This window comes from Aquimarina sp. MAR_2010_214, from assembly GCF_002846555.1.
Taxonomy (GTDB): Bacteria; Bacteroidota; Bacteroidia; order Flavobacteriales; family Flavobacteriaceae; genus Aquimarina.
The window spans coordinates 2,409,864-2,428,890 of sequence record NZ_PJMS01000001.1 but is presented as its reverse complement, the minus strand read 5'-3'; the positions used below and the strand labels follow the sequence as shown (position 1 = coordinate 2,428,890).

Annotated in this window: 17 protein-coding genes and 3 tRNA genes; 13 read left to right on the top strand and 7 right to left on the bottom strand. The window is 32.6% G+C overall.

Annotated features, from left to right (window positions below; all coding sequences use genetic code 11):
- Nucleotides 1-35: 35 nt before the first annotated feature.
- From ATE84_RS10345 to tgt, 3 genes are read right to left on the bottom strand one after another with little or no spacing between them, the layout of a single operon-like run.
- The gene (locus tag ATE84_RS10345) at nucleotides 36-968 is read right to left on the bottom strand and encodes a DMT family transporter (RefSeq protein WP_101447882.1); all 933 of its coding nucleotides are present in this window, start codon (nucleotides 966-968) and stop codon (nucleotides 36-38) included.
- A complete protein-coding gene (locus ATE84_RS10340) occupies nucleotides 955-2,025 on the bottom strand; it encodes an LptF/LptG family permease (protein ID WP_101447881.1) in 1,071 nt (356 codons plus the stop codon). The genes ATE84_RS10345 and ATE84_RS10340 overlap by 14 nt, the downstream gene beginning before the upstream one ends.
- Nucleotide 2,026: 1 nt before the next feature.
- Nucleotides 2,027-3,157: a tRNA guanosine(34) transglycosylase Tgt gene (gene tgt / locus ATE84_RS10335; protein ID WP_101447880.1), complete on the bottom strand. Its 1,131-nt coding sequence runs from the start codon at nucleotides 3,155-3,157 to the stop codon at nucleotides 2,027-2,029.
- A 176-nt stretch (nucleotides 3,158-3,333) separates the two neighbouring features.
- On the opposite strand from tgt, the gene ATE84_RS10330 reads away from it, so the two are divergent.
- The 3 genes from ATE84_RS10330 to ATE84_RS10320 all read left to right on the top strand — a co-directional run bounded on the left by ATE84_RS10330 (nucleotide 3,334) and on the right by ATE84_RS10320 (nucleotide 6,074).
- The gene (locus ATE84_RS10330) at nucleotides 3,334-4,179 is read left to right on the top strand and encodes a transketolase (RefSeq protein ID WP_101450960.1); all 846 of its coding nucleotides are present in this window, start codon (nucleotides 3,334-3,336) and stop codon (nucleotides 4,177-4,179) included.
- 20 nt (nucleotides 4,180-4,199) lie between these two features.
- Entirely contained in the window at nucleotides 4,200-5,153 is a 954-nt protein-coding gene (locus tag ATE84_RS10325) for a transketolase family protein (RefSeq protein WP_101447879.1), read from the top strand.
- Nucleotides 5,154-5,489: 336 nt separating this feature from the next.
- Nucleotides 5,490-6,074 (top strand): porin family protein, encoded by a 585-nt coding sequence (locus ATE84_RS10320; protein WP_101447878.1) that lies wholly within the window; start codon nucleotides 5,490-5,492, stop codon nucleotides 6,072-6,074.
- 51 nt (nucleotides 6,075-6,125) lie between these two features.
- Here the strand turns inward: ATE84_RS10320 and ATE84_RS10315 are convergent, their stop codons facing one another.
- Nucleotides 6,126-7,109 (bottom strand): FKBP-type peptidyl-prolyl cis-trans isomerase, encoded by a 984-nt coding sequence (locus ATE84_RS10315; protein WP_101447877.1) that lies wholly within the window; start codon nucleotides 7,107-7,109, stop codon nucleotides 6,126-6,128.
- A 90-nt stretch (nucleotides 7,110-7,199) separates the two neighbouring features.
- Here ATE84_RS10315 and ATE84_RS10310 point away from each other — a divergent pair, with 90 nt between their 5' ends.
- The 3 genes from ATE84_RS10310 to ATE84_RS10300 all read left to right on the top strand — a co-directional run bounded on the left by ATE84_RS10310 (nucleotide 7,200) and on the right by ATE84_RS10300 (nucleotide 8,742).
- Nucleotides 7,200-7,586, top strand: coding sequence for an RNA-binding S4 domain-containing protein (locus tag ATE84_RS10310; protein ID WP_101447876.1), 387 nt, complete (start codon nucleotides 7,200-7,202; stop codon nucleotides 7,584-7,586).
- Entirely contained in the window at nucleotides 7,583-8,167 is a 585-nt protein-coding gene (locus ATE84_RS10305) for a methyltransferase domain-containing protein (protein WP_101447875.1), read from the top strand. Before ATE84_RS10310 ends, ATE84_RS10305 begins: the two co-directional genes overlap by 4 nt.
- A gap of 74 nt (nucleotides 8,168-8,241) precedes the next feature.
- Entirely contained in the window at nucleotides 8,242-8,742 is a 501-nt protein-coding gene (locus ATE84_RS10300) for a phosphoribosyltransferase family protein (protein ID WP_101447874.1), read from the top strand.
- Here ATE84_RS10300 and ATE84_RS10295 read toward each other — a convergent pair.
- Nucleotides 8,734-9,255, bottom strand: coding sequence for a shikimate kinase (locus ATE84_RS10295; protein WP_101447873.1), 522 nt, complete (start codon nucleotides 9,253-9,255; stop codon nucleotides 8,734-8,736). The two genes, ATE84_RS10300 and ATE84_RS10295, sit on opposite strands and share 9 nt — an antisense overlap.
- A 134-nt stretch (nucleotides 9,256-9,389) precedes the next feature.
- Between ATE84_RS10295 and ATE84_RS10290 the strand changes: the two genes are divergently transcribed.
- From ATE84_RS10290 to ATE84_RS10280, 3 genes are all read left to right on the top strand, one after another.
- Nucleotides 9,390-9,462 (top strand) — tRNA-Lys (locus tag ATE84_RS10290).
- A gap of 66 nt (nucleotides 9,463-9,528) precedes the next feature.
- Nucleotides 9,529-9,601 (top strand) — tRNA-Lys (locus ATE84_RS10285).
- Between the two features lie 63 nt (nucleotides 9,602-9,664).
- Nucleotides 9,665-9,748: transfer RNA gene (locus ATE84_RS10280), tRNA-Leu, on the top strand.
- Between the two features lie 575 nt (nucleotides 9,749-10,323).
- Here the strand turns inward: ATE84_RS10280 and ATE84_RS10275 are convergent.
- Together ATE84_RS10275 and ATE84_RS10270 are read right to left on the bottom strand one after the other, a co-directional pair.
- Nucleotides 10,324-13,566, bottom strand: coding sequence for a TonB-dependent receptor (locus ATE84_RS10275; protein ID WP_101447872.1), 3,243 nt, complete (start codon nucleotides 13,564-13,566; stop codon nucleotides 10,324-10,326).
- An 83-nt stretch (nucleotides 13,567-13,649) separates the two neighbouring features.
- On the bottom strand, nucleotides 13,650-14,816 hold the full coding sequence (locus tag ATE84_RS10270; RefSeq protein WP_101447871.1) for a FecR family protein: 1,167 nt from the start codon (nucleotides 14,814-14,816) through the stop codon (nucleotides 13,650-13,652).
- Nucleotides 14,817-14,904: 88 nt separating this feature from the next.
- Between ATE84_RS10270 and ATE84_RS10265 the strand changes: the two genes are divergently transcribed.
- The 4 genes from ATE84_RS10265 to ATE84_RS10250 all read left to right on the top strand — a co-directional run bounded on the left by ATE84_RS10265 (nucleotide 14,905) and on the right by ATE84_RS10250 (nucleotide 18,957).
- Entirely contained in the window at nucleotides 14,905-15,462 is a 558-nt protein-coding gene (locus ATE84_RS10265; RefSeq protein WP_101447870.1) for an RNA polymerase sigma factor, read from the top strand.
- Between the two features lie 212 nt (nucleotides 15,463-15,674).
- Entirely contained in the window at nucleotides 15,675-16,571 is an 897-nt protein-coding gene (locus ATE84_RS10260) for a MerR family transcriptional regulator (protein WP_101447869.1), read from the top strand.
- Nucleotides 16,572-16,590: 19 nt separating this feature from the next.
- Nucleotides 16,591-18,087 carry an NAD(P)/FAD-dependent oxidoreductase gene (locus ATE84_RS10255; protein ID WP_101447868.1) on the top strand — a complete coding sequence of 499 codons (1,497 nt, stop codon included), beginning with the start codon at nucleotides 16,591-16,593 and terminating at the stop codon, nucleotides 18,085-18,087.
- 30 nt (nucleotides 18,088-18,117) lie between these two features.
- Nucleotides 18,118-18,957, top strand: coding sequence for a squalene/phytoene synthase family protein (locus ATE84_RS10250; RefSeq protein ID WP_101447867.1), 840 nt, complete (start codon nucleotides 18,118-18,120; stop codon nucleotides 18,955-18,957).
- The last annotated feature ends 70 nt before the right edge of the window (nucleotides 18,958-19,027 follow it).

Below are 19,027 nucleotides of genomic sequence, written 5' to 3'. Positions count from 1 at the left end.
ATATTAACTAGGGTTAGCGGACAAATATAAAAACTTTACTTCGTAATGTTATGCAAAGTTCCTTCTCTTTTTCTTTTTTTAGCATTTTTGAATATTCCATTTAAAACAACTGTACCAAGAATAATCGCTGCACCATAGTAGAATTGGGGGTTCATCTTTTCTGCTTCTCCAAAAATCAGGAAAGCTAATAGTATCCCATACACAGGTTCTAAGTTAGTCGTTAACATTACTGTATAGGGAGTCAAATATCTCATTACTTGTACAGAGCCGATAAAAGCATAGGCTGTACAAACCGACGCCAATACTAACATATATATCCAATCCGAAGTTGATAATTGAAAAAACGAAATCGTAAATCCTTCGGTAGTTGATCCAAATATCGTTACTCCCAAAAGATAAACCGTTACTATTCCTACACCGCTTAACAATTCATAAAAAGAAATTACTGATGGATTATATCGCTGTGCTACTTTTCCGTTTATTAAAGAAAAAATCGATGATAAAAAAGCAGAACACAATGCATAAAGAATACCTGTAAGATAATCTCCTTCAACTTGAAAAATTATATACAAACCTGTAATAACTAAAAGTCCAAAAAGAATTTCATACCATATTATCTTTCTTTTATAAAAAATAGGTTCCAAAATCGAAGTAAAGAAAGCTCCTGTAGACAACATTGCCAGCGTTATGGATATATTAGAAACTTTGATTGCTGCAAAAAAGGTAATCCAATGTAATGCAATAACAATTCCCGCTAAAAAAAGGGTGAAAAATAATTTTCTTGAAACCGTTAATCGTAATTTTTTGAAATAAATATAAACATAAATAAACATTGAAGCCAAAAGCATTCTATACCAAACCAAAGGTAGTGCTTCAATGGATATCAATTCTCCAAGAATAGCGGTGAATCCCCATATAAACACTATAAAATGTAAATGCAGGTAATTAAAAAGTTTAGCGTTTGGCATTATATAAAAGATAAATAGCTAAGATTCCAAAGGATATATTAGGAAACCATACGGCAACTATTGGTGGAAAATCAGATTGATTAGCCAATGTACCTAATACTTTATCAAAAAAGATAAAAACGAACGCTAATGAAATACCAACAGCCAAATTAACTCCCATCCCTCCTCTTCTTTTCATAGAAGAAACGGCTACTCCTATAATAGTAAGAATAAATGCCGACACCGGTATACTCCATCTTTTATAAGCTACAACTTTATATCTATTAATATCTGATGATCCTCTTTTACTTTCTTTTTTGATAAACTTACTTAATTCTGCATAATTAAGAGTTTCTGCCACATATGTAACCGGCGTAAATTCATCTATATTAAATGGCAAGACAGTATCCTTAGTTTTAGCTTTTTCAATAATATCTTTATTTTCTAATATAGTACGTTTTACATAATCACTCAATTCATAGATACTATCTTTAAATACAATTCTTCTTGCCGATATTTTTGTCTTTAATCTATTACCATCAAAGTATTCCAACGTAAAATTAGTAGCTGATTTTTCTAAAGGCTTAAAGTTATTCGCATATAGAAACATACTATCATTAAGTTGTCGGTGTACATTTTTAGTTTCCTGCACTTTTTTACCTTTTTTAAGGTAAGAATATTTAAATTCATTAAATCCCTGACTGGCTTTCGGAGCTAAAAATAATCCCATAGCTAACGCACCAAAACATATAATAATTGCACCTATCATATAGGGTCTAAGAAATCTCCAAAATGAAACTCCAGAGCTTAAAAAAGCTATAATTTCTGTTTTGTTAGCTAGCTTAGAAGTAAACCAAATTACAGATAAGAATACAAATAGAGGAAATAACAAATTAGCAAAATAAACAGTAAAGTCAAGGTAATACGCTATTACGGCATCAAGAGGAACCTGATGCTCCAGCATATTATCAATTTTTTCTGAAAGGTCTACTATTATTCCGATAGGGATAAAAAGCAGAATCATTGTAAAAAATGTTCCCAGATATCTTTTAAGTATGTACCAGTCTAGTATTTTCAATCTATAACCTTTTATCCATTTGTTTAACCATCATATTCTTCCAGGAATTAAAATCACCGGCTAAGATATGTTTTCTAGCTTCGCGAACCAACCATAAATAAAAACCTAAATTATGTATTGTTGCTATTTGTTTTCCTAATAATTCATTTATTGAAAAAAGATGTCTTAAATATGCTTTAGAATACTCGGTATCTACAAAAGTAATAGCCATTTCATCTATAGGCGAAAAATCATCTTCCCATTTCTTATTTTTTATATTAATAGTTCCATGTGCTGTAAACAACATCCCATTACGTGCATTACGTGTAGGCATTACACAATCAAACATATCTACACCAAGAGCGATATTTTCTAAAATATTAATAGGTGTTCCCACCCCCATTAAGTACCTTGGTTTATCTTCTGGTAAAATATCTGTTACCACTTCTGTCATTGCATACATTTCTTCTGCTGGTTCTCCTACGGATAATCCTCCAATTGCATTACCAACAGCTCCAGCGTTTGCAATATATTCTGCTGATTGCTTTCTAAGGTCCTTATACGTACTTCCCTGTACTATTGGAAAAAAAGCCTGATCATACCCATATTTAACCGGAATTTTTTCTAAATGTTGCACGCAACGATCTAACCACCTGTGTGTCATATGCATACTTCTTTTTGCATAGTGGTAATCACAAGGGTAAGGTGTACATTCATCAAATGCCATTATGATATCTGCTCCAATAGTACGTTGGATCTCCATCACATTCTCTGGTGTAAAAACATGATACGAACCATCGATATGAGATTTAAATTTCACTCCTTCCTCTTTGATTTTACGATTAGCAGATAAAGAATACACCTGATAACCTCCACTATCTGTAAGGATATTTCGATCCCAATTCATGAATTTATGTAATCCCCCTGCTTTTTCTAAAATAGGAGTTTGAGGTCTTAGATATAAATGATAGGTGTTTCCCAAAATAATATCGGGATTAATATCATTTTTTAATTCTCTTTGATGTACTCCTTTTACGGTAGCTACTGTTCCTACCGGCATAAAAATCGGAGTTTCTATAACACCGTGATCTGTACTTATTTTACCTGCTCTCGCTTTACTTAGAGGGTCTTTGGACAAAAGGTCAAATTGCATAATTCCTGTTTGATGGAGCGCAAAGATAACTAACTAAAATCACATTGATCAACTTAGGTTTTCTAAAACTTTTTGTTATTAACATTAGTTTCTTAATTAAAAGCAGTCTATACATTTTGTCACCGCATACAAAACCTGTATTTTTGGGGCTTTATTATCAAGAAATCAGCAATATAATGCCAAAAACAAAACAATTAGAGGATTTTGCAACACAAGTACGTAGAGATATTTTACGACAAGTACACAAAGTTAATTCTGGTCACCCTGGAGGATCTTTGGGCTGTACAGAATTTTTTGTTGCCCTGTTTCAAGAAGTTTTAGATCGAAAAGATGATTTTGATATGAATGGTATCGATGAAGATATCTTTTTCTTATCTAATGGTCACATTTCACCAGTCTATTATAGTGTATTAGCACGAAGTGGGTATTTCCCTGTAGAAGAGCTAAACACGTTTAGGCTAATCAACAGTAGATTGCAAGGGCATCCAACAACTCATGAAGGGCTTCCTGGTATTCGTATTGCTTCTGGATCATTAGGACAAGGAATGTCTGTAGCTTTGGGTGCTGCACAAGCAAAAAAACTAAATAATGATCCTCACCTCGTATATAGTCTGCATGGTGATGGAGAACTTCAAGAAGGACAAATTTGGGAAGCAGCTATGTATGCTTCAGGTAAAAAAGTAGACAATCTTATTGCTACTATTGATTATAATGGTCAACAAATAGATGGTTCTACAGATGATGTTCTTCCGCTGGGAGATCTAAAAGCTAAGTTTGAAGCTTTTGGCTGGGATGTTATGGAAATTAAAGAAGGTAACAACATATCTGCAGTTATTGAAGGCTTAAAAGAAGCAAAAAGTAGAACAGGTAAAGGAAAACCTGTTTGTATATTAATGCATACTGTAATGGGTAATGGAGTTGATTTTATGATGCATACACATGCATGGCATGGTAAAGCTCCTAATGATGAACAGCTAGAAAGTGGATTAGCACAAAATCCTGAAACTCTAGGAGATTATTAATTTACCAAATCAAAAAGAAAATGAAAAAATATATAGATACAGGAAAAAAAGATACTCGTTCTGGTTTTGGAGCCGGTTTAGAAGAATTAGGTAAGACTAATGAAAATGTAGTGGCATTATGTGCCGATTTGATCGGTTCTTTAAAAATGGATGCTTTTATCGCTAATCATCCCGAACGTTTTTTTCAGATTGGTATTGCTGAAGCAAATATGATGGGAATTGCAGCTGGATTAACCATAGGTGGTAAAATCCCTTTTACAGGAACGTTTGCAAATTTCTCTACAGGACGTGTTTATGACCAAATTCGTCAATCTATAGCCTATAGTGATAAAAATGTAAAGATTTGTGCTTCGCACGCCGGTCTTACTTTAGGAGAAGATGGTGCAACACACCAAATTCTTGAAGATATTGGCCTTATGAAAATGCTACCAGGAATGACAGTAATCAACACATGTGATTACAATCAAACCAAAGCTGCTACTCTAGCAATAGCGGATTACGAAGGCCCGGTTTATTTAAGGTTTGGAAGACCAAAAGTTGCTAATTTCACTCCAGAAGATCAAAAATTCGAAATCGGAAAAGCAGTTCTACTACAAGAAGGAACCGATGTAACTATAGTTGCTACAGGTCATTTGGTATGGGAAGCTTTACAAGCGGCAGAGTCGCTACACAAACAAGGGATCAGTGCAGAAGTCATTAACATACACACTATAAAACCACTTGATGATGAAGCAATTCTAAATTCAGTAAAGAAAACAGGCTGTATCGTTACTGCAGAAGAACATAACTTTTTAGGCGGTTTAGGAGAAAGCGTTTCGAGAGTTTTGACACAACATAATCCTGTTCCACAAGAATTTATTGCAACAAACGATACTTTTGGGGAAAGCGGAACACCAGATCAGTTAATGGAAAAATATGGCTTAAACGCAGAAGCTATAGGTAAAGCCGTACAAAAAGTGTTAAAAAGAAAATAATACTATTTTTTTAATATTAAGAAAACCTTCTGATTTATTTCAGAAGGTTTTTTGTTTTTATGAAAAATAAAACAGAAAGACATTCGTTCTTTAAAGACTAGCCTTTATACCAAAATCACTCAAATTATTTTATTAATCTTTAAATTCAGATTACGCAATAGATAATCTATTACAGTTTGAAACTGCTTCAAGACCTGATGATGGGATAGCACATTTTTTAGTATAAATATAGCTGACGCTATATGAAAAATAAGAAAGCTCCAGGTTTTATTGCATTTTAAACCTAATAATAAAATTCTATTACATAATTCTGGTTGAAGCAAAAATTATTTTATAATGAAAAATGTATTTATCTTTTTTATGTTATTTACTTCTTGTGCTATACTTGCACAGGAAAAAAGAGTAACTTTTGGAGTAAAAGGAGGGCTTAACTATGGAGATAATGGTAAAATCGAAATTACCGATGTCACAAGAACAACGGCAGATGATCGAGTGGGGTATCATCTAGGTGTATTTTTAAGAGGAAAATTAACCGATAATATTTATCTCAAACCAGAATTACAATACACCGTAAACAATAGTTCATATAAACTCGCAAACACAGAGCTTGATTACACGATTAAGAAGTTAGATTTACCTATTCTTTTAGGAATTTCTGTTTTGGGACCAATACATGTTTTTGGAGGTCCTGCATTACAGTATATTGTTGAAACAGATCTAGAAGACGTAAGACTCGGTGATGTTAATAATGAGTTTACTGTTGGATTACAATTTGGTGCTGGTGTACAATTTGGTAGATTTAATGCGGATATACGATATGAACGGGGACTTAGTAAAAATCATGCAGAATCAATAGATAAAAGTATAAGAGTCGACTCTAGGCCAAATCAATTCATTATCGGTCTTTCTTTAGATTTATAGATCTAAATTTGTCACAAAAAAAGCTCCGATTTTTCAAATCGGAGCTTTTTATTATTCGTTTTTCAAATCTCTATCATCGGCATCAAGATGATTTTTTATACCATCGCCATCATCATCATAATATGTAATTTCATCCGGAGTAATAAATCCATCATTATTACTATCATTAACTGTTATTTCATCTTTGGTTAGGGTACCATCTCTATCATCATCATTATCTATATAATTTGGTGTATTATCACCATCTGTATCATCATCTGAATCTAACACTATACGGTCGCCATCTATATCTTCTAAATAAGACGGTAAACCATCTCTATCATGATCAGTCTGATTAACTTTATATAATTGAATATTAAATATTAACGGAGAATATGTAGGAATACCTGAGCGAGGTTCATTAAAATAAGCTAAACCAGAAGGCATAAACACGACTAAGTTTCCATAGCCGGTATATGTAACCGAACCATCACTATTTTGAACAAAATTCAAAGCTCCTTCAAAATCGACTAATGATTCTCTAAAGCCTTCTATAGCACCGCCAGCAGGGCTTCCCAAATCAAACCACACAGGGTTTATTGCGCTATCAAACACTTTATCAGAACTCTTTGGTTTATATAGTAATTCTCCCTTATATGTCACTAGTGTAGAATCAGCAAAAGTAGGATTATGCTCACCCTCTCCTTTATTTAAATTTAAGACATACAACGTGTATTCTACATCACTTCTCGTAATTTTCTTTGTTGTTAAAAGAGGGGAATCCAAAATTGATTGTTCTCCACTATTAGCACCTGCTATAGTATCGAACTTTGTAGCTTGATATTCTGCAGTAGCGTCGTTATTTACAAACACATCCTCAAGAGTATAAAAATGTGTTCTTAAATAGTCCTGAAGTGCTGCATCATCAGTTATTTGTTGTTCTCCTCTATCTCTTGGAGGAACGACAGCTGCACCACCATCATCATCATCTTTTTTACAAGCATATAAAACCACCAAAGCTAGCACAACGGCACAACAATATTTTATTACATTCATGTATTTACTTTTTTGAAGGCGCAAGATACGATTTTCTTGTACTTTTGTTTCACAATTATTTAATATAAAAACGCATTTTAATTATTTTTTATGCGAGTTGACAAATATTTATGGTGTATTCGATACTTTAAAACTCGAAGTATTGCTACAAAAGCATGTAAAGATGGTAAAATTCGTGTAAACGGAGATATCATCAAACCTTCTAGAGATGTCTATCCTATGGATAAAATCACTGTTCGTAAAAATCAAATTAATTATGAACTTGTGGTACTCGATACACCTGATAATCGGATTGGAGCTAAGCTCGTCGATATCTATCGTAAAGACACCACTCCTAAGGAAGCGTTGCAAAAATTAGATCTTTTAAGATATTCTAAAGATTATTATCGAAAAAAAGGTATGGGTAGGCCTACCAAAAAAGATCGAAGAGATATCGATGATTGGTTTGATGGCGATATAAATGACAGTGAAGAATGATACCAGATAAACAATATTGGAAATATCGTTATCAAAATGAACAAACTGGATGGGATATTGGTTTTGCTTCTCCTCCTATCTCCTGTTATTTTGATCAACTTACAGATAAAGACATTAAAATCCTTATTCCAGGTTGTGGAAATGCCTATGAAGCAGAATACCTGTTTAAATTGGGTTTTAAAAATATATACATATTGGACCTCGTTGAAGATGTATTACAAAGTTTTAAACGACGATTACCTGAATTTCCTTCTGAAAAATTAATTTGCAATGATTTTTTTAATTACCAGAACAAATTTGATTTGATTATTGAGCAGACTTTTTTCTGTGCTTTACATCCAGAACGACGAAGAGATTATTCTAGCAAAATCTCTAACCTTCTTTCTCCAAAGGGAAAACTGGTTGGAGTTTTGTTTAATCAAGATTTTAAACATAACGGACCTCCTTTTGGAGGAAACAAAAAAGAATATGAACTCTTGTTTTCTGAATATTTTACTATAAAAACATTAGAAAACTGTTATAATTCTATAGAACCACGCATAGGTAACGAACTCTTTTTTATATTTGAAAACCCATTATAAATTTATATAATGCTCTATTTATATAGTAATAATTTATTTATGCTATTCTAAATAGTAATCAACAATTCTGAAACATGAAAACCGACAACAATATAATTCTTACCCACGAACAAATACAACACAAGATAAAACGTATCGCTTATCAGATTTACGAAACTAATGTTGATGAAAAAGAGATTATCATTGCAGGGATAGCAGAAAATGGATATACATTTGCCAAACGGTTAAAAGTCATATTAGAAGACATCTCTGACATAAAAGTTACATTATGCGAGGTTACAATGAATAAAAAGTCCCCTCATAATACTGTAAAAACTTCAATAGAAGCAACTGAGTATCAAAACAAGCCTGTTATTCTTGCTGATGATGTACTTAATTCGGGGACAGCCCTTATTTATGGCGTAAAACATTTTCTTGATGTTCCTCTTTCCAGATTTAAGACTGCGGTTTTGGTTAACCGAAATCACAAGAAATATCCAATTAAAGCTGATTTTAAAGGAATTTCTTTATCCACTTCATTACACGAGCATATCATTGTAAAATTCGGAGATGAGGATCTCGCTATTTTAAAATAAAAGAGCTATAACCTCTTCACTTATTTGATCCTTATTTTTTTGATCGGTGATTACTTTATAATCCGCCTGATTATAATAAAAAGATCGTTCAAACAAGTGTTTACGAACAAAATCTTTAAGTTCGTTTGATGTGGCAATATGAGAAATCAATGGTCGTTTATTTCGTTCTGCAAATAATCTTTTTGTTAGTTCTTCTAATGAGGTTTGTAAATACAAACTTTTTGTATTTTCTTTATTTATTACAGTTTCTAGATTACCTGCAAAACAAGGTGTGCCTCCACCAAGAGAAATAATAGTGTTTTCATAAGTATCCAACACCTCTTTAAGGTATAAAGATTCTTTTTTTCTAAAATATATCTCACCTTGATCGTCAAAAATCTTTTTAATTGATTTTTTTTCTTGAATTTCTATAAAATCATCCAAATCAAGATAATTCAACTTCATCTTATCAGCCAAACCCCTGCCTATCAAGGATTTTCCACTTCCCATATACCCTATTAAAACTATATTCATACCATAAAAATTAGATAGATATTGCTCAAAAAAAACATCATTTTAAACAAAATACAAATTTATATGAATTTCTTCTTGAAAAATAAATTAATGATAGTATATTTGCACCCGCATTCAAGGAAAAAAGAATGTCTGACCTGGTAGCTCAGTTGGTAGAGCATCTCCCTTTTAAGGAGAGGGTCCTGGGTTCGAGCCCCAGCCCGGTCACAAATAAATAATAGTTGATTATTATTTATATAGTTCTTAAAAATATCTGATAATGAAATTATCAATGACCTGGTAGCTCAGTTGGTAGAGCATCTCCCTTTTAAGGAGAGGGTCCTGGGTTCGAGCCCCAGCCCGGTCACTAAAAAGTATCGTAATTTTTACGATACTTTTTTAGTTTTATGTTATATTGTAGTATTATACTGCCCAGGTGCTGGAACTGGTAGACAGGCATGGTTGAGGGCCATGTGTCCATTAGGGCGTGCGGGTTCGACTCCCGCTCTGGGCACAATATTTAATATGATGTGCATCTTTAAAAGCAGCAAACACATAATATTCTTCCATTTCTAGAAAATTATATCCTTAAAAACGCTAATTCAGCTTTTTTATTCATCAAAATATCCAATCACAGGAAAACTTTTCTTTTAGTTTGCTTACTTGAATATAAAATTACGTATTTCCACGTATTTGTAAAGACAACAACTCTAATTACTTTTGTTTCATCAGTTTGTGATTAAAACCTATAACCAATAAAACATTAAACACTAAAAAAACATATCATGAATTTTTTTAGAACCAAAATCAGATTTAACTTCAAAGTAGTGTTAAGTTTTTTATCGAGTCTTCCTGAGGCCTGTAGTCATGCTATTCATAGATAAAGAATAGTTTCCCCACATTTCATTTGTAAAATATTAAAACGATCAATCATGAAAACTAACATAAAAATTAATAGTTATTTCTTTGCAAAACTCTGCCTATTATTTAGTGTAGCTTCACTTCTTGCTGTTATAATGATGATTTAAAAAAGGCGGGGATAAATTTATCCCCGCCTTTTATTGCATTAAATTAATAGTATAAACTCAACTATAGGCTAATATTAATTCTTGCAAATAAGAATCTTCCGGTATATCCAAATTGTGATGTTCTTCTAGAATACACAAACTGATCACCTGCTGTTCCTCCTGCTCTATTTTCATCAGGATATACGTCTAATAGATTGTTGGCTCCTATGGTAATATTAAGGTTTTCAAAAATCTTTCCAGAAACAGAAAGGTCGGTTACAACTTTCCCTCCATAAATAGCATCATCACTAACTACTGTTCCTTCGACTCTTGGATCTCCATTAAAATCATCTGGATCGGTTACCTCTCCAAAGAATACGTTTCTTAATAGCACATTATACCTTCCAATAGATAATGCATTGGTAAGGCTTAATTTTGTTCTTGGTTGTGCCAACGTTAGAAAAGCTTCTTCCTGGGCATCAAAGAAATTACCTCCCTGGCCTGCGTTAGCAATTCTAGCCGGAATTCTAATCTCCTCTACTTCGGTCTCTGCAAAGGTGGCAGACAGATCATTTTTCAAAGTTGTATTTTCACCAAAGTCAGCTTTATGAGAAATCACAACATCTATACCTTGAGATTTGGTATCAATTGCATTCACAAAGAAACGTGCACTAGTAGCTCCTGCATCCTCAAATATCTGAGTAAGCTCTGCTTCGCCTCCATTTCCAAAACTACCACTATACACTATTCTATCATCGATATTAATTAAATAAGCGTCTGCAGTGATTGTAAAATTCTGAATTTTTGCTGTAAGTCCAAGACTAAAACTAGTAGAGGTTTCTTCTTTTAATTTTGCAATCCCAATTAAAGTTGCCGCTCTACTATCATTGGTAAACGTACCTTGTTCAAAAGGTTGATTATCCACAAAAACTGTGCTGGTTCTACTAAAAAATTGCTGATGTAACGATGGTGCCCTAAATCCGGTACTATTAGCTCCACGCACAGAAAAATTGTCTGATATCTTATATCGGGTCGCTAGTTTATAGTTAAAAGTATCACCAAAATCAGAATAATTTTCATATCTCCCTGCTAAGCTGACTAACCATTGTTTTGTAAAATCAACTTCCAGATCAATATAACCCGCAATACTATTTCTATATTTATCAGTTTCGTTATTTGGATCATATCCTCTAAACACTTGTGATCCTCCACCAAGCACAGCTCCCGTGAAATTATTTTGAACTAATTCATTATCAGGAGTCGTACTGGTTACAGGGTTTCCGTTAATATCATAACTGGTATATGAAGCTTCCTCTCCTGCTGTAATCGAGTAGTTCTCTACTTTATACTCTGCCCCTATTGCGACATTAAATCCTTCAAAAATATCTTCGTGAAACTTACTAATATCCAGATTAGTAGTATTCTGCATAAAACTTAATGCTCCTGCATCAAAAGTTCTTGGTGTTGCAACACCTAAAGTTCCATTACTAGAATTACCAACAGTGATGTCAAAAATATTGATCCCATATGTATTCGAGAAATCTACACTCCAATCCTTAATTTTACCTTTTATTCCCAACGCGATAGATTTATCAACAATATCTGTTCCGATATTGGGTAAGAATCCATTAGGAAATGCTGGTGTATTAGCTCTACCATCTCCTTGTGCAGGCCTTCTGTAAAATCCTGATGCCAGTCCTTGTCGGTAGCTAATCCCTCCAAAACTATATATCTCGGTATCATCACTTAGCGGAATAGACATATTGGCAAAGAATTTCCCTTCTCTCAATTTAGCTGTACCTACTTTAAATCTAAAATTCGTACGAGTTAATCCGCGAGCTGTCAATTCTGCCTCATCAACATCTATATCCAATAATCCTCTAAAGGTATCTACATCTGCAGGGTTATTAACATCTAAAGCTGCAATCTGGTCCTTAACACCCTGATCCAGATATGTGATTCCTTGAGCAGCGGTTTGATAATCTGCAAGTGTCATTTCTGCAACATTTCCTCCTCCTGCAGCAAAAACACGTTCTGCTCCATGAAATCCTTTAAAAATATCTCCTTGATAATCGCGATTACGTAACGCCGGTTCTCTGGTAGAAAGTGATCCTGTAAAATTGATAAATCCTCCATTTTCTCCTAATGCCAATCCATAATTTGCTTCTAATTTTACTTTCTCTCCATCACTATCTCCATCAAACTGATTAGAGTTTTCACTAAAGTTAGCTCCTGTAGTAAGGGTAAGGTCTAATTTTCCTGTTGCTTTTTTCAGTACAATATTAATCACGCCAGCAATGGCATCAGAACCGTATTGAGCTGCGGCTCCATCTCGTAAAACTTCAATTCTTTGGATAGCAGCAGTAGGGATTGCATTCATATCTGTACCCACACTACCGGCCCCAACAGTACCATTTACATTAACCAAAGAAGTATTATGCCTCCTTTTTCCATTAATCAATACCAAAACCTGATCAGGTCCTAAACCACGTAGAGAAGCTGGATCAATATGATCTGTTCCATCAGAAACGGTTTGGGTTTGCGAAGTAAATGAAGGAGCTGCATAATTTAAAATTTCATTAATCGAAGTCTGTGGTCCCTGAGTGGCTATCTGAGTGATATCGATAACATCAATTGGTACAGCAGTTTCTGTAGCAGTACGACTAGGATTTCTGGATCCAACAAGGATTACATCTTCTAATTGTGCTGCAGCATCTTGTAATACTACCTCAACAAAATCTTTACCTGTTACATCTACCTCTGTAGTTTCAAAACCAATATAAGAAACAATCAATGTATTGTTTTCTCCAGATAAATTAATCGCAAAATTACCGTCGAAATCCGTTTGAGCTCCAATTGTAGTTCCTTTTACCAGTATATTTGCGCCTGGTAATAGGTTGCCATTAGAATCTTTGACATTACCTTTAATTTCACGTTGTAATTCTATCTGCTCATTAAGCAAATGAGTTTTTTTCAATATCACTTGTTTTCCGATAATAGAGTATGAAATATCTGTGTTATTGAATAAGAGTTCCAGAACTTTATCCAGAGTTTCTTTATTGACTTGAATTGTAGCTTTTTGATTTAAATTGACCTCATCATTAATGTAAAAAAACTTATATGATGTTTGACTTTTAATTTCTTCGAGGACCTCTGATAATGGTGTTTCCTCGAAATCAAGCTCTATTTTGCCTTGTGAAAAGCCCGAAGTTGCCATCATCTGAAAGATGGAAAAACTAAATAGAACTAGAGTGAGTTTCATTTTTAATACAATTGAATGGCACGCTACGTGTGAAAATAGCGCATGATTACCCTTTTTTTTCATATTTTTGAAAAGTTTTGATTGTTAAGTACTCTGTTAAATAATAATCGAATCAGTAAGGGAAGTGTAGCAGCACTTCCTTTTTTTTACGGATTGATTGTAATGTTCTTACCTTTTATTTCATATGTAAATTTTAAAGTTTCTGAAAATGTTCTCAGGATTTCTTCGATATTCTCCACATCAAATTCCCCTGTAAAGTGTGTGTTGTTCAATGTTTTATTATGACTAGTTATCGAGACATCATAGCTACGTTCTATTCTTTTAAATGCGTCTATAAAAGATTCGTTTTGCATTATAATTTTTTTATCCATCCAGGAAGTATATAAGGACGTATTTACCTTTTGTTTATGCATAATTTTTTTATGCTTACTAAAAATTGCCTGATCATTAGGTATTAGCTGCAATGAGTTTGTATTCTCATTTTGATCATTAACAACCACGGCACCTTCTACCAATGTTGTCTTTACTGTAGCATCTTCAGCATAAGAAGATACATTAAACTGGGTTCCTAAAACTTCTATAGCTACGGTTTCTGTTTTTACAATAAATGGCTGCTTCTTATTTTTGGTAACATCAAAAAAAGCTTCTCCTTTTAGATATACCATTCTGTTTTCTTTTGTAGCCGTAAAATGTTGTGGAAATTTTAAACTACTAGCTGCATTTAACCATACTTTAGTTCCATCGGATAATGTGAGCTGAAATAATTTTCCTTTAGGAATAGAGATTTCAATATACTTAGTTTCGGTTATCTTGGCATCTGGCTGGACGATAAATTGATTCTGCTCTTTTTTACCAATCAAATTGCCACTGGCATTTACGATATCTGCTTTATCATTAAAATCAGTATATGTAACTGTACCATCTGCCTGAACAATTTTGATCTTATCTATAGGCAGCGTATCTACCTCTACAATAATAGATTTTGTTTTAACAGAAGAAACACTCTGAGTAGTATAATAATACCCGCTTAGAAGTAATCCTCCCAAAACTGCAGCATATTTTACTATTCTAGACCATGATTTTGGTTTAATTACCTTGGTCTCCTTTTTATTAATAGTCTGTAAAAAGTGGTTATATGCAGAGTTTGAGTCTGTCGATAGCTCTTCATTTACTGCATACCATTTCTTTATTTCTTGCTTGAAAAGGATCTCATGCTTAGGGTTTTCGCTCAGCCATTGTTGTAATGCTCGTCTATCTGATGACGAAATACCCCCTTCTAGATACCTCTTAATTATTGTTAAATAATTATCCATTCTTCATTTTTTCTATTTAAAAGATGCAGAAAAACTACAAATCCCCTACTTTATTTTATTTTTTTTAATTTAGTAGGTGATTTTTACAATGAAAAAAGATAGTCAGAACATAGAAAAATTACTTATTCAGGGGCTTACAGACGGAAATCAAGACAGCTATAAAATAGTGTTTAACCAATACTATTCCTGGTTGTATAACTACGTTTATAAGCTTTCTAATAATTCGTCATTATCTGAGGATCTGGTGCAAAATGTTTTACTAAGACTTTGGGAAAAAAAATCAACTTTACGAATTACTTCATCCTTAAAAAATTATCTTTTCAGAGCTTGTCATAATGAATTTCTAATGCATTTACGTCGACAAAAAAAAGAATACGATGCTTTAGATTCTCTAAGATGGGAAGCCATATTTGAAATGTATAACGGTAAAGAAGAAAGTCAATTCGATTCTGATTGGTTAAAAATTGAAAAAGCTATCGAGCAACTTCCCAAAAAATGTAGAGAAGTTTTTAAACTTAGCCGTTTAGAGCAAAAAAAACATAAAGAAATAGCAGACATTTTAGGAATCTCTACTAAAACTGTTGAAATTCATATCAGTAAAGCTTTGCGTTTCCTAAAAACCAATGTTTCTATTTTTTTCTTTTAGATCTCTACAGTACAATATACAGCGAAGTAGTATCTCGACTATAAATTGAGTACTAAAAAACCATGCTAATATTGTATAGCCAACCCCTTGACATTATTAATAATTCACTAAAAAACATTCTTTTTTTAACAGTAACCGATTGTATTTTAACAATTTTTAAAAAGATAAGTGTTTTCTTTTATTTAATTTTGTTTAACAATTTATGAAAAAAAGTGAACAATATTAAACAAACATTTAGTATTAAAGATCTAGAAAATCTTTGTGGTGTAAAAGCGCACACCATAAGAATATGGGAAAAAAGATACAATTTACTTTCTCCTGATCGTACTGATACCAATATAAGGACATACAATTTAAAAAATCTTCAAAAGCTACTTAATGTTACCTATTTGGTAAACAGTGGTTACAAAATATCCAGAATTTCTAAATTAGACACACCAGAAATTAATGAATATGTAAGAAATATTGTATCTGATAATAGCGCCAAAAGTCAAGCAATAAACGCCTTTAAAATTGCCATGCTGAATTATGATCTTGAGTTATTTTTAGAGACATATTCACAACTAGAGAGCAAAAGAAATTTTAAAGAAATATTTGTTGATGTTTTTATTCCTTTATTAAAAGAAATAGGATTATTATGGCAGACAAATACTATTAGTCCTGCACATGAACATTTTATCTCTAATTTGATAAAGCAAAAACTATTGCTAAATATTGAAAAGCTTCAATACTCTAAACCTACCAAAACAGATAGGGCTTTCATTTTATTTCTACCAGAAAATGAAATACATGAATTAGGTTTATTATATATTAATTATGAAATACTCTTACATGGATATAAGGCTATTTATCTAGGACCAAGCATTCCCTTAGATAGCTTGTCAAATATACTTTCTTTTCATGATGATATTGTGTTTGTATCGTACTTCACAATTAGACCAGAAAAAGGCAATATAAAAAAATACCTTGAGGATTTTAATACAATTGTATGTGCAAATAGAGTCAATGAATTATGGATGTTAGGTAAACAAGTCATGCATATTTCTAATAATACAGATCATAATCATCGCTATTTTGAATCGATTAGCTCATTGATTTCTGAGCTTTAATTTTATAATTATTTCCGTTATGGCTAAAAAGATAGTAATCATTGGTTCTGGATTTTCATCGCTTTCTGCTTCATGCTATCTTGCTAAATTAGGATACGATGTTACTATTTTTGAAAAAAACGCAACTGTTGGAGGTAGAGCCGGGCAATTAAAAAAAGAAGGATTTACATTCGATACTGGCCCCTCCTGGTATTGGATGCCTGATGTGTTTGAACGTTTTTTTAAAGATTTTGACACATCTGCTTCTAATTATTATACCTTGGATAAATTAAATCCTGCATACAAAGTTTTCTTTAAAAATAATGAAAGTATTACCATTGGTGATTCATTAGAAAAAATATATAAAACATTTGAAAAAGAAGAAAAAGGAAGCTCGGTTAAATTACAAAAGTTCATCAAAATTGCACAGAATAATTATGATGTTGCTATTAAGGATTTGGTGTACCAACCGGGAGTTTCGATATTAGAACTTGTAACAAAAGAAACAATTCTGAAAGTAGGTCAATTTTTTAGCACCATTTCTAAAGAAGTCCGTAAAGAATTTAAAAGCAAAAAGTTAATCCAAATTCTTGAGTTTCCCGTATTGTTCTTAGGTGCTAAACCTAGTGATACACCTGCTTTTTATAGTTTTATGAACTATGCAGATTTTGGACTAGGAACCTGGCACCCCAGAGGAGGAATGTATAAGGTAATAACAGGAATGGTAGAATTAACAACGTCACTAGGTGTAACTATCCATACCAATGCAACTGTTGAAAAAATAGTAGTCGAAAACGGTCATGCAAAAAGCATTATCGTTAATGGCGAAAAAATAGATGCCGATATTGTATTATGTGGAGCAGACTACCATCACGGAGAGACATTATTAGCACCAGAATATCGACAATATTCTGAAAAATATTGGGAAGGCAAAACTTTTGCCCCTTCTTCCCTACTCTTTTATGTAGGATTTGATAAAAAACTACAAAATATCAACCACCATAATTTATTTTTTGATACCGATTTTGAGCAACATACAAAAGATATTTATGACACCCCAAAATGGCCTGACGATCCATTGTTTTATGCTAATTTCACTTCTTTAACAGATCCAGAATCTGCTCCTAAAGATAAAGAAAACGGTTTTTTTCTTATCCCGTTAGCTCCCGGAATAGAAGATACCGATGAATTAAGAGAGCACTATTTTGATAAAATAATGACTCGTTTTGAGACACTTACAAATCAAAATGTTAAAAATAGCATTATCTTTAGAGAGTCCTTTTGTATTAAAGACTTTATAAAAAAATATAATTCTTACAAAGGAAATGCCTATGGAATGGCTAATACACTTTTACAAACTGCATTCCTAAGACCTAAGTTAAAAAGTAAAAAAATAAAAAATCTATTTTTTACCGGGCAACTTACTGTTCCCGGTCCAGGTGTACCCCCATCTTTGATTTCAGGAAAACTAGTAGCCGGATTAATCGAAACTCATTATAAGCATGACAAAACGCTAAAACCTAGTACAACAATATAACAAACTCAATTAAACCTTAAATCCTATCTTATGAAGTCTATTTTTGATACTGTATCGCAAAGTTGTAGCAAAATTGTTACGAATTCCTACAGTACATCATTTTCGCTTGCTTCAAAAATGTTATCAGATTCTATACGACAGGATATTTACAATATTTATGGCTTTGTAAGATTTGCAGATGAAATTGTAGATACATTTCATGAGTATGATAAAGAAAAATTATTTAATGATTTTGAAGAAGAAATGTACAAAGCAATCAAAAATAAGATTAGCTTAAATCCTATCCTTAATTCTTTTCAAAAGACGGTTCATCAATACAATATAAATCCAGAGCTATATGAAGCATTTATGAAAAGTATGCGATTAGATTTACATAAAACCAACTATCTAACAGATGAGGAATACAAAGATTATATTTATGGATCGGCAGATGTAGTCGGATTAATGTGTTTGAAGGTTTTTGTGAATGGAGATGCTGAAAAATATGCTAATTTAAAGCAAAGTGCAATGCATTTGGGTTCTGCTTTTCAGAAGGTTAATTTCTTACGGGATTTAAAATCTGATTTTGAAGACCTTAATAGAACCTATTTTCCGAATTTAAATTTAAATGAACTCGATGAAGAATCTAAACTTAAAATTATTAAGGAAATAGAAGAAGATTTTGATAAAGCTTTACAAGGTATCTTAAAACTTCCTGTTGAAGCGAAATTTGGGGTATATACCGCATTTATTTATTATAAAAAATTATTAAATAAACTAAAAAAAACTCCATCTTTAGAAATAAAAAACACACGTATACGAGTATCGAATTATCAAAAATTTGGATTATTAGCAAAATCCTATTTTGACTATCGATTAAACTTAATTTAACCGTATTTTTGTATAAAACCAATGTTGTGAAAGTTTTTGTCCAAATATTAGTTTTTTTTACCGCCTTCTC

Excerpts from the sequence above, each read along its gene's own strand:
- ATE84_RS10325 (WP_101447879.1), top strand. The coding sequence starts at position 4,200 with ATGAAAAAATATATAGATACAGGAAAAAAAGATACTCGTTCTGGTTTT.
- ATE84_RS10310 (WP_101447876.1), top strand. The coding sequence starts at position 7,200 with ATGCGAGTTGACAAATATTTATGGTGTATTCGATACTTTAAAACTCGA.
- ATE84_RS10270 (WP_101447871.1), bottom strand. The coding sequence starts at position 14,816 with ATGGATAATTATTTAACAATAATTAAGAGGTATCTAGAAGGGGGTATT.
- ATE84_RS10250 (WP_101447867.1), top strand. The coding sequence starts at position 18,118 with ATGAAGTCTATTTTTGATACTGTATCGCAAAGTTGTAGCAAAATTGTT.
- ATE84_RS10345 (WP_101447882.1), bottom strand. The coding sequence starts at position 968 with ATGCCAAACGCTAAACTTTTTAATTACCTGCATTTACATTTTATAGTG.
- ATE84_RS10315 (WP_101447877.1), bottom strand. The coding sequence starts at position 7,109 with ATGAATGTAATAAAATATTGTTGTGCCGTTGTGCTAGCTTTGGTGGTT.
- ATE84_RS10255 (WP_101447868.1), top strand. The coding sequence starts at position 16,591 with ATGGCTAAAAAGATAGTAATCATTGGTTCTGGATTTTCATCGCTTTCT.
- ATE84_RS10275 (WP_101447872.1), bottom strand. The coding sequence starts at position 13,566 with ATGAAAAAAAAGGGTAATCATGCGCTATTTTCACACGTAGCGTGCCAT.
- ATE84_RS10330 (WP_101450960.1), top strand. The coding sequence starts at position 3,334 with ATGCCAAAAACAAAACAATTAGAGGATTTTGCAACACAAGTACGTAGA.
- ATE84_RS10265 (WP_101447870.1), top strand. The coding sequence starts at position 14,905 with ATGAAAAAAGATAGTCAGAACATAGAAAAATTACTTATTCAGGGGCTT.
- tgt (WP_101447880.1), bottom strand. The coding sequence starts at position 3,157 with ATGCAATTTGACCTTTTGTCCAAAGACCCTCTAAGTAAAGCGAGAGCA.
- ATE84_RS10305 (WP_101447875.1), top strand. The coding sequence starts at position 7,583 with ATGATACCAGATAAACAATATTGGAAATATCGTTATCAAAATGAACAA.
- ATE84_RS10295 (WP_101447873.1), bottom strand. The coding sequence starts at position 9,255 with ATGAATATAGTTTTAATAGGGTATATGGGAAGTGGAAAATCCTTGATA.
- ATE84_RS10300 (WP_101447874.1), top strand. The coding sequence starts at position 8,242 with ATGAAAACCGACAACAATATAATTCTTACCCACGAACAAATACAACAC.
- ATE84_RS10320 (WP_101447878.1), top strand. The coding sequence starts at position 5,490 with ATGAAAAATGTATTTATCTTTTTTATGTTATTTACTTCTTGTGCTATA.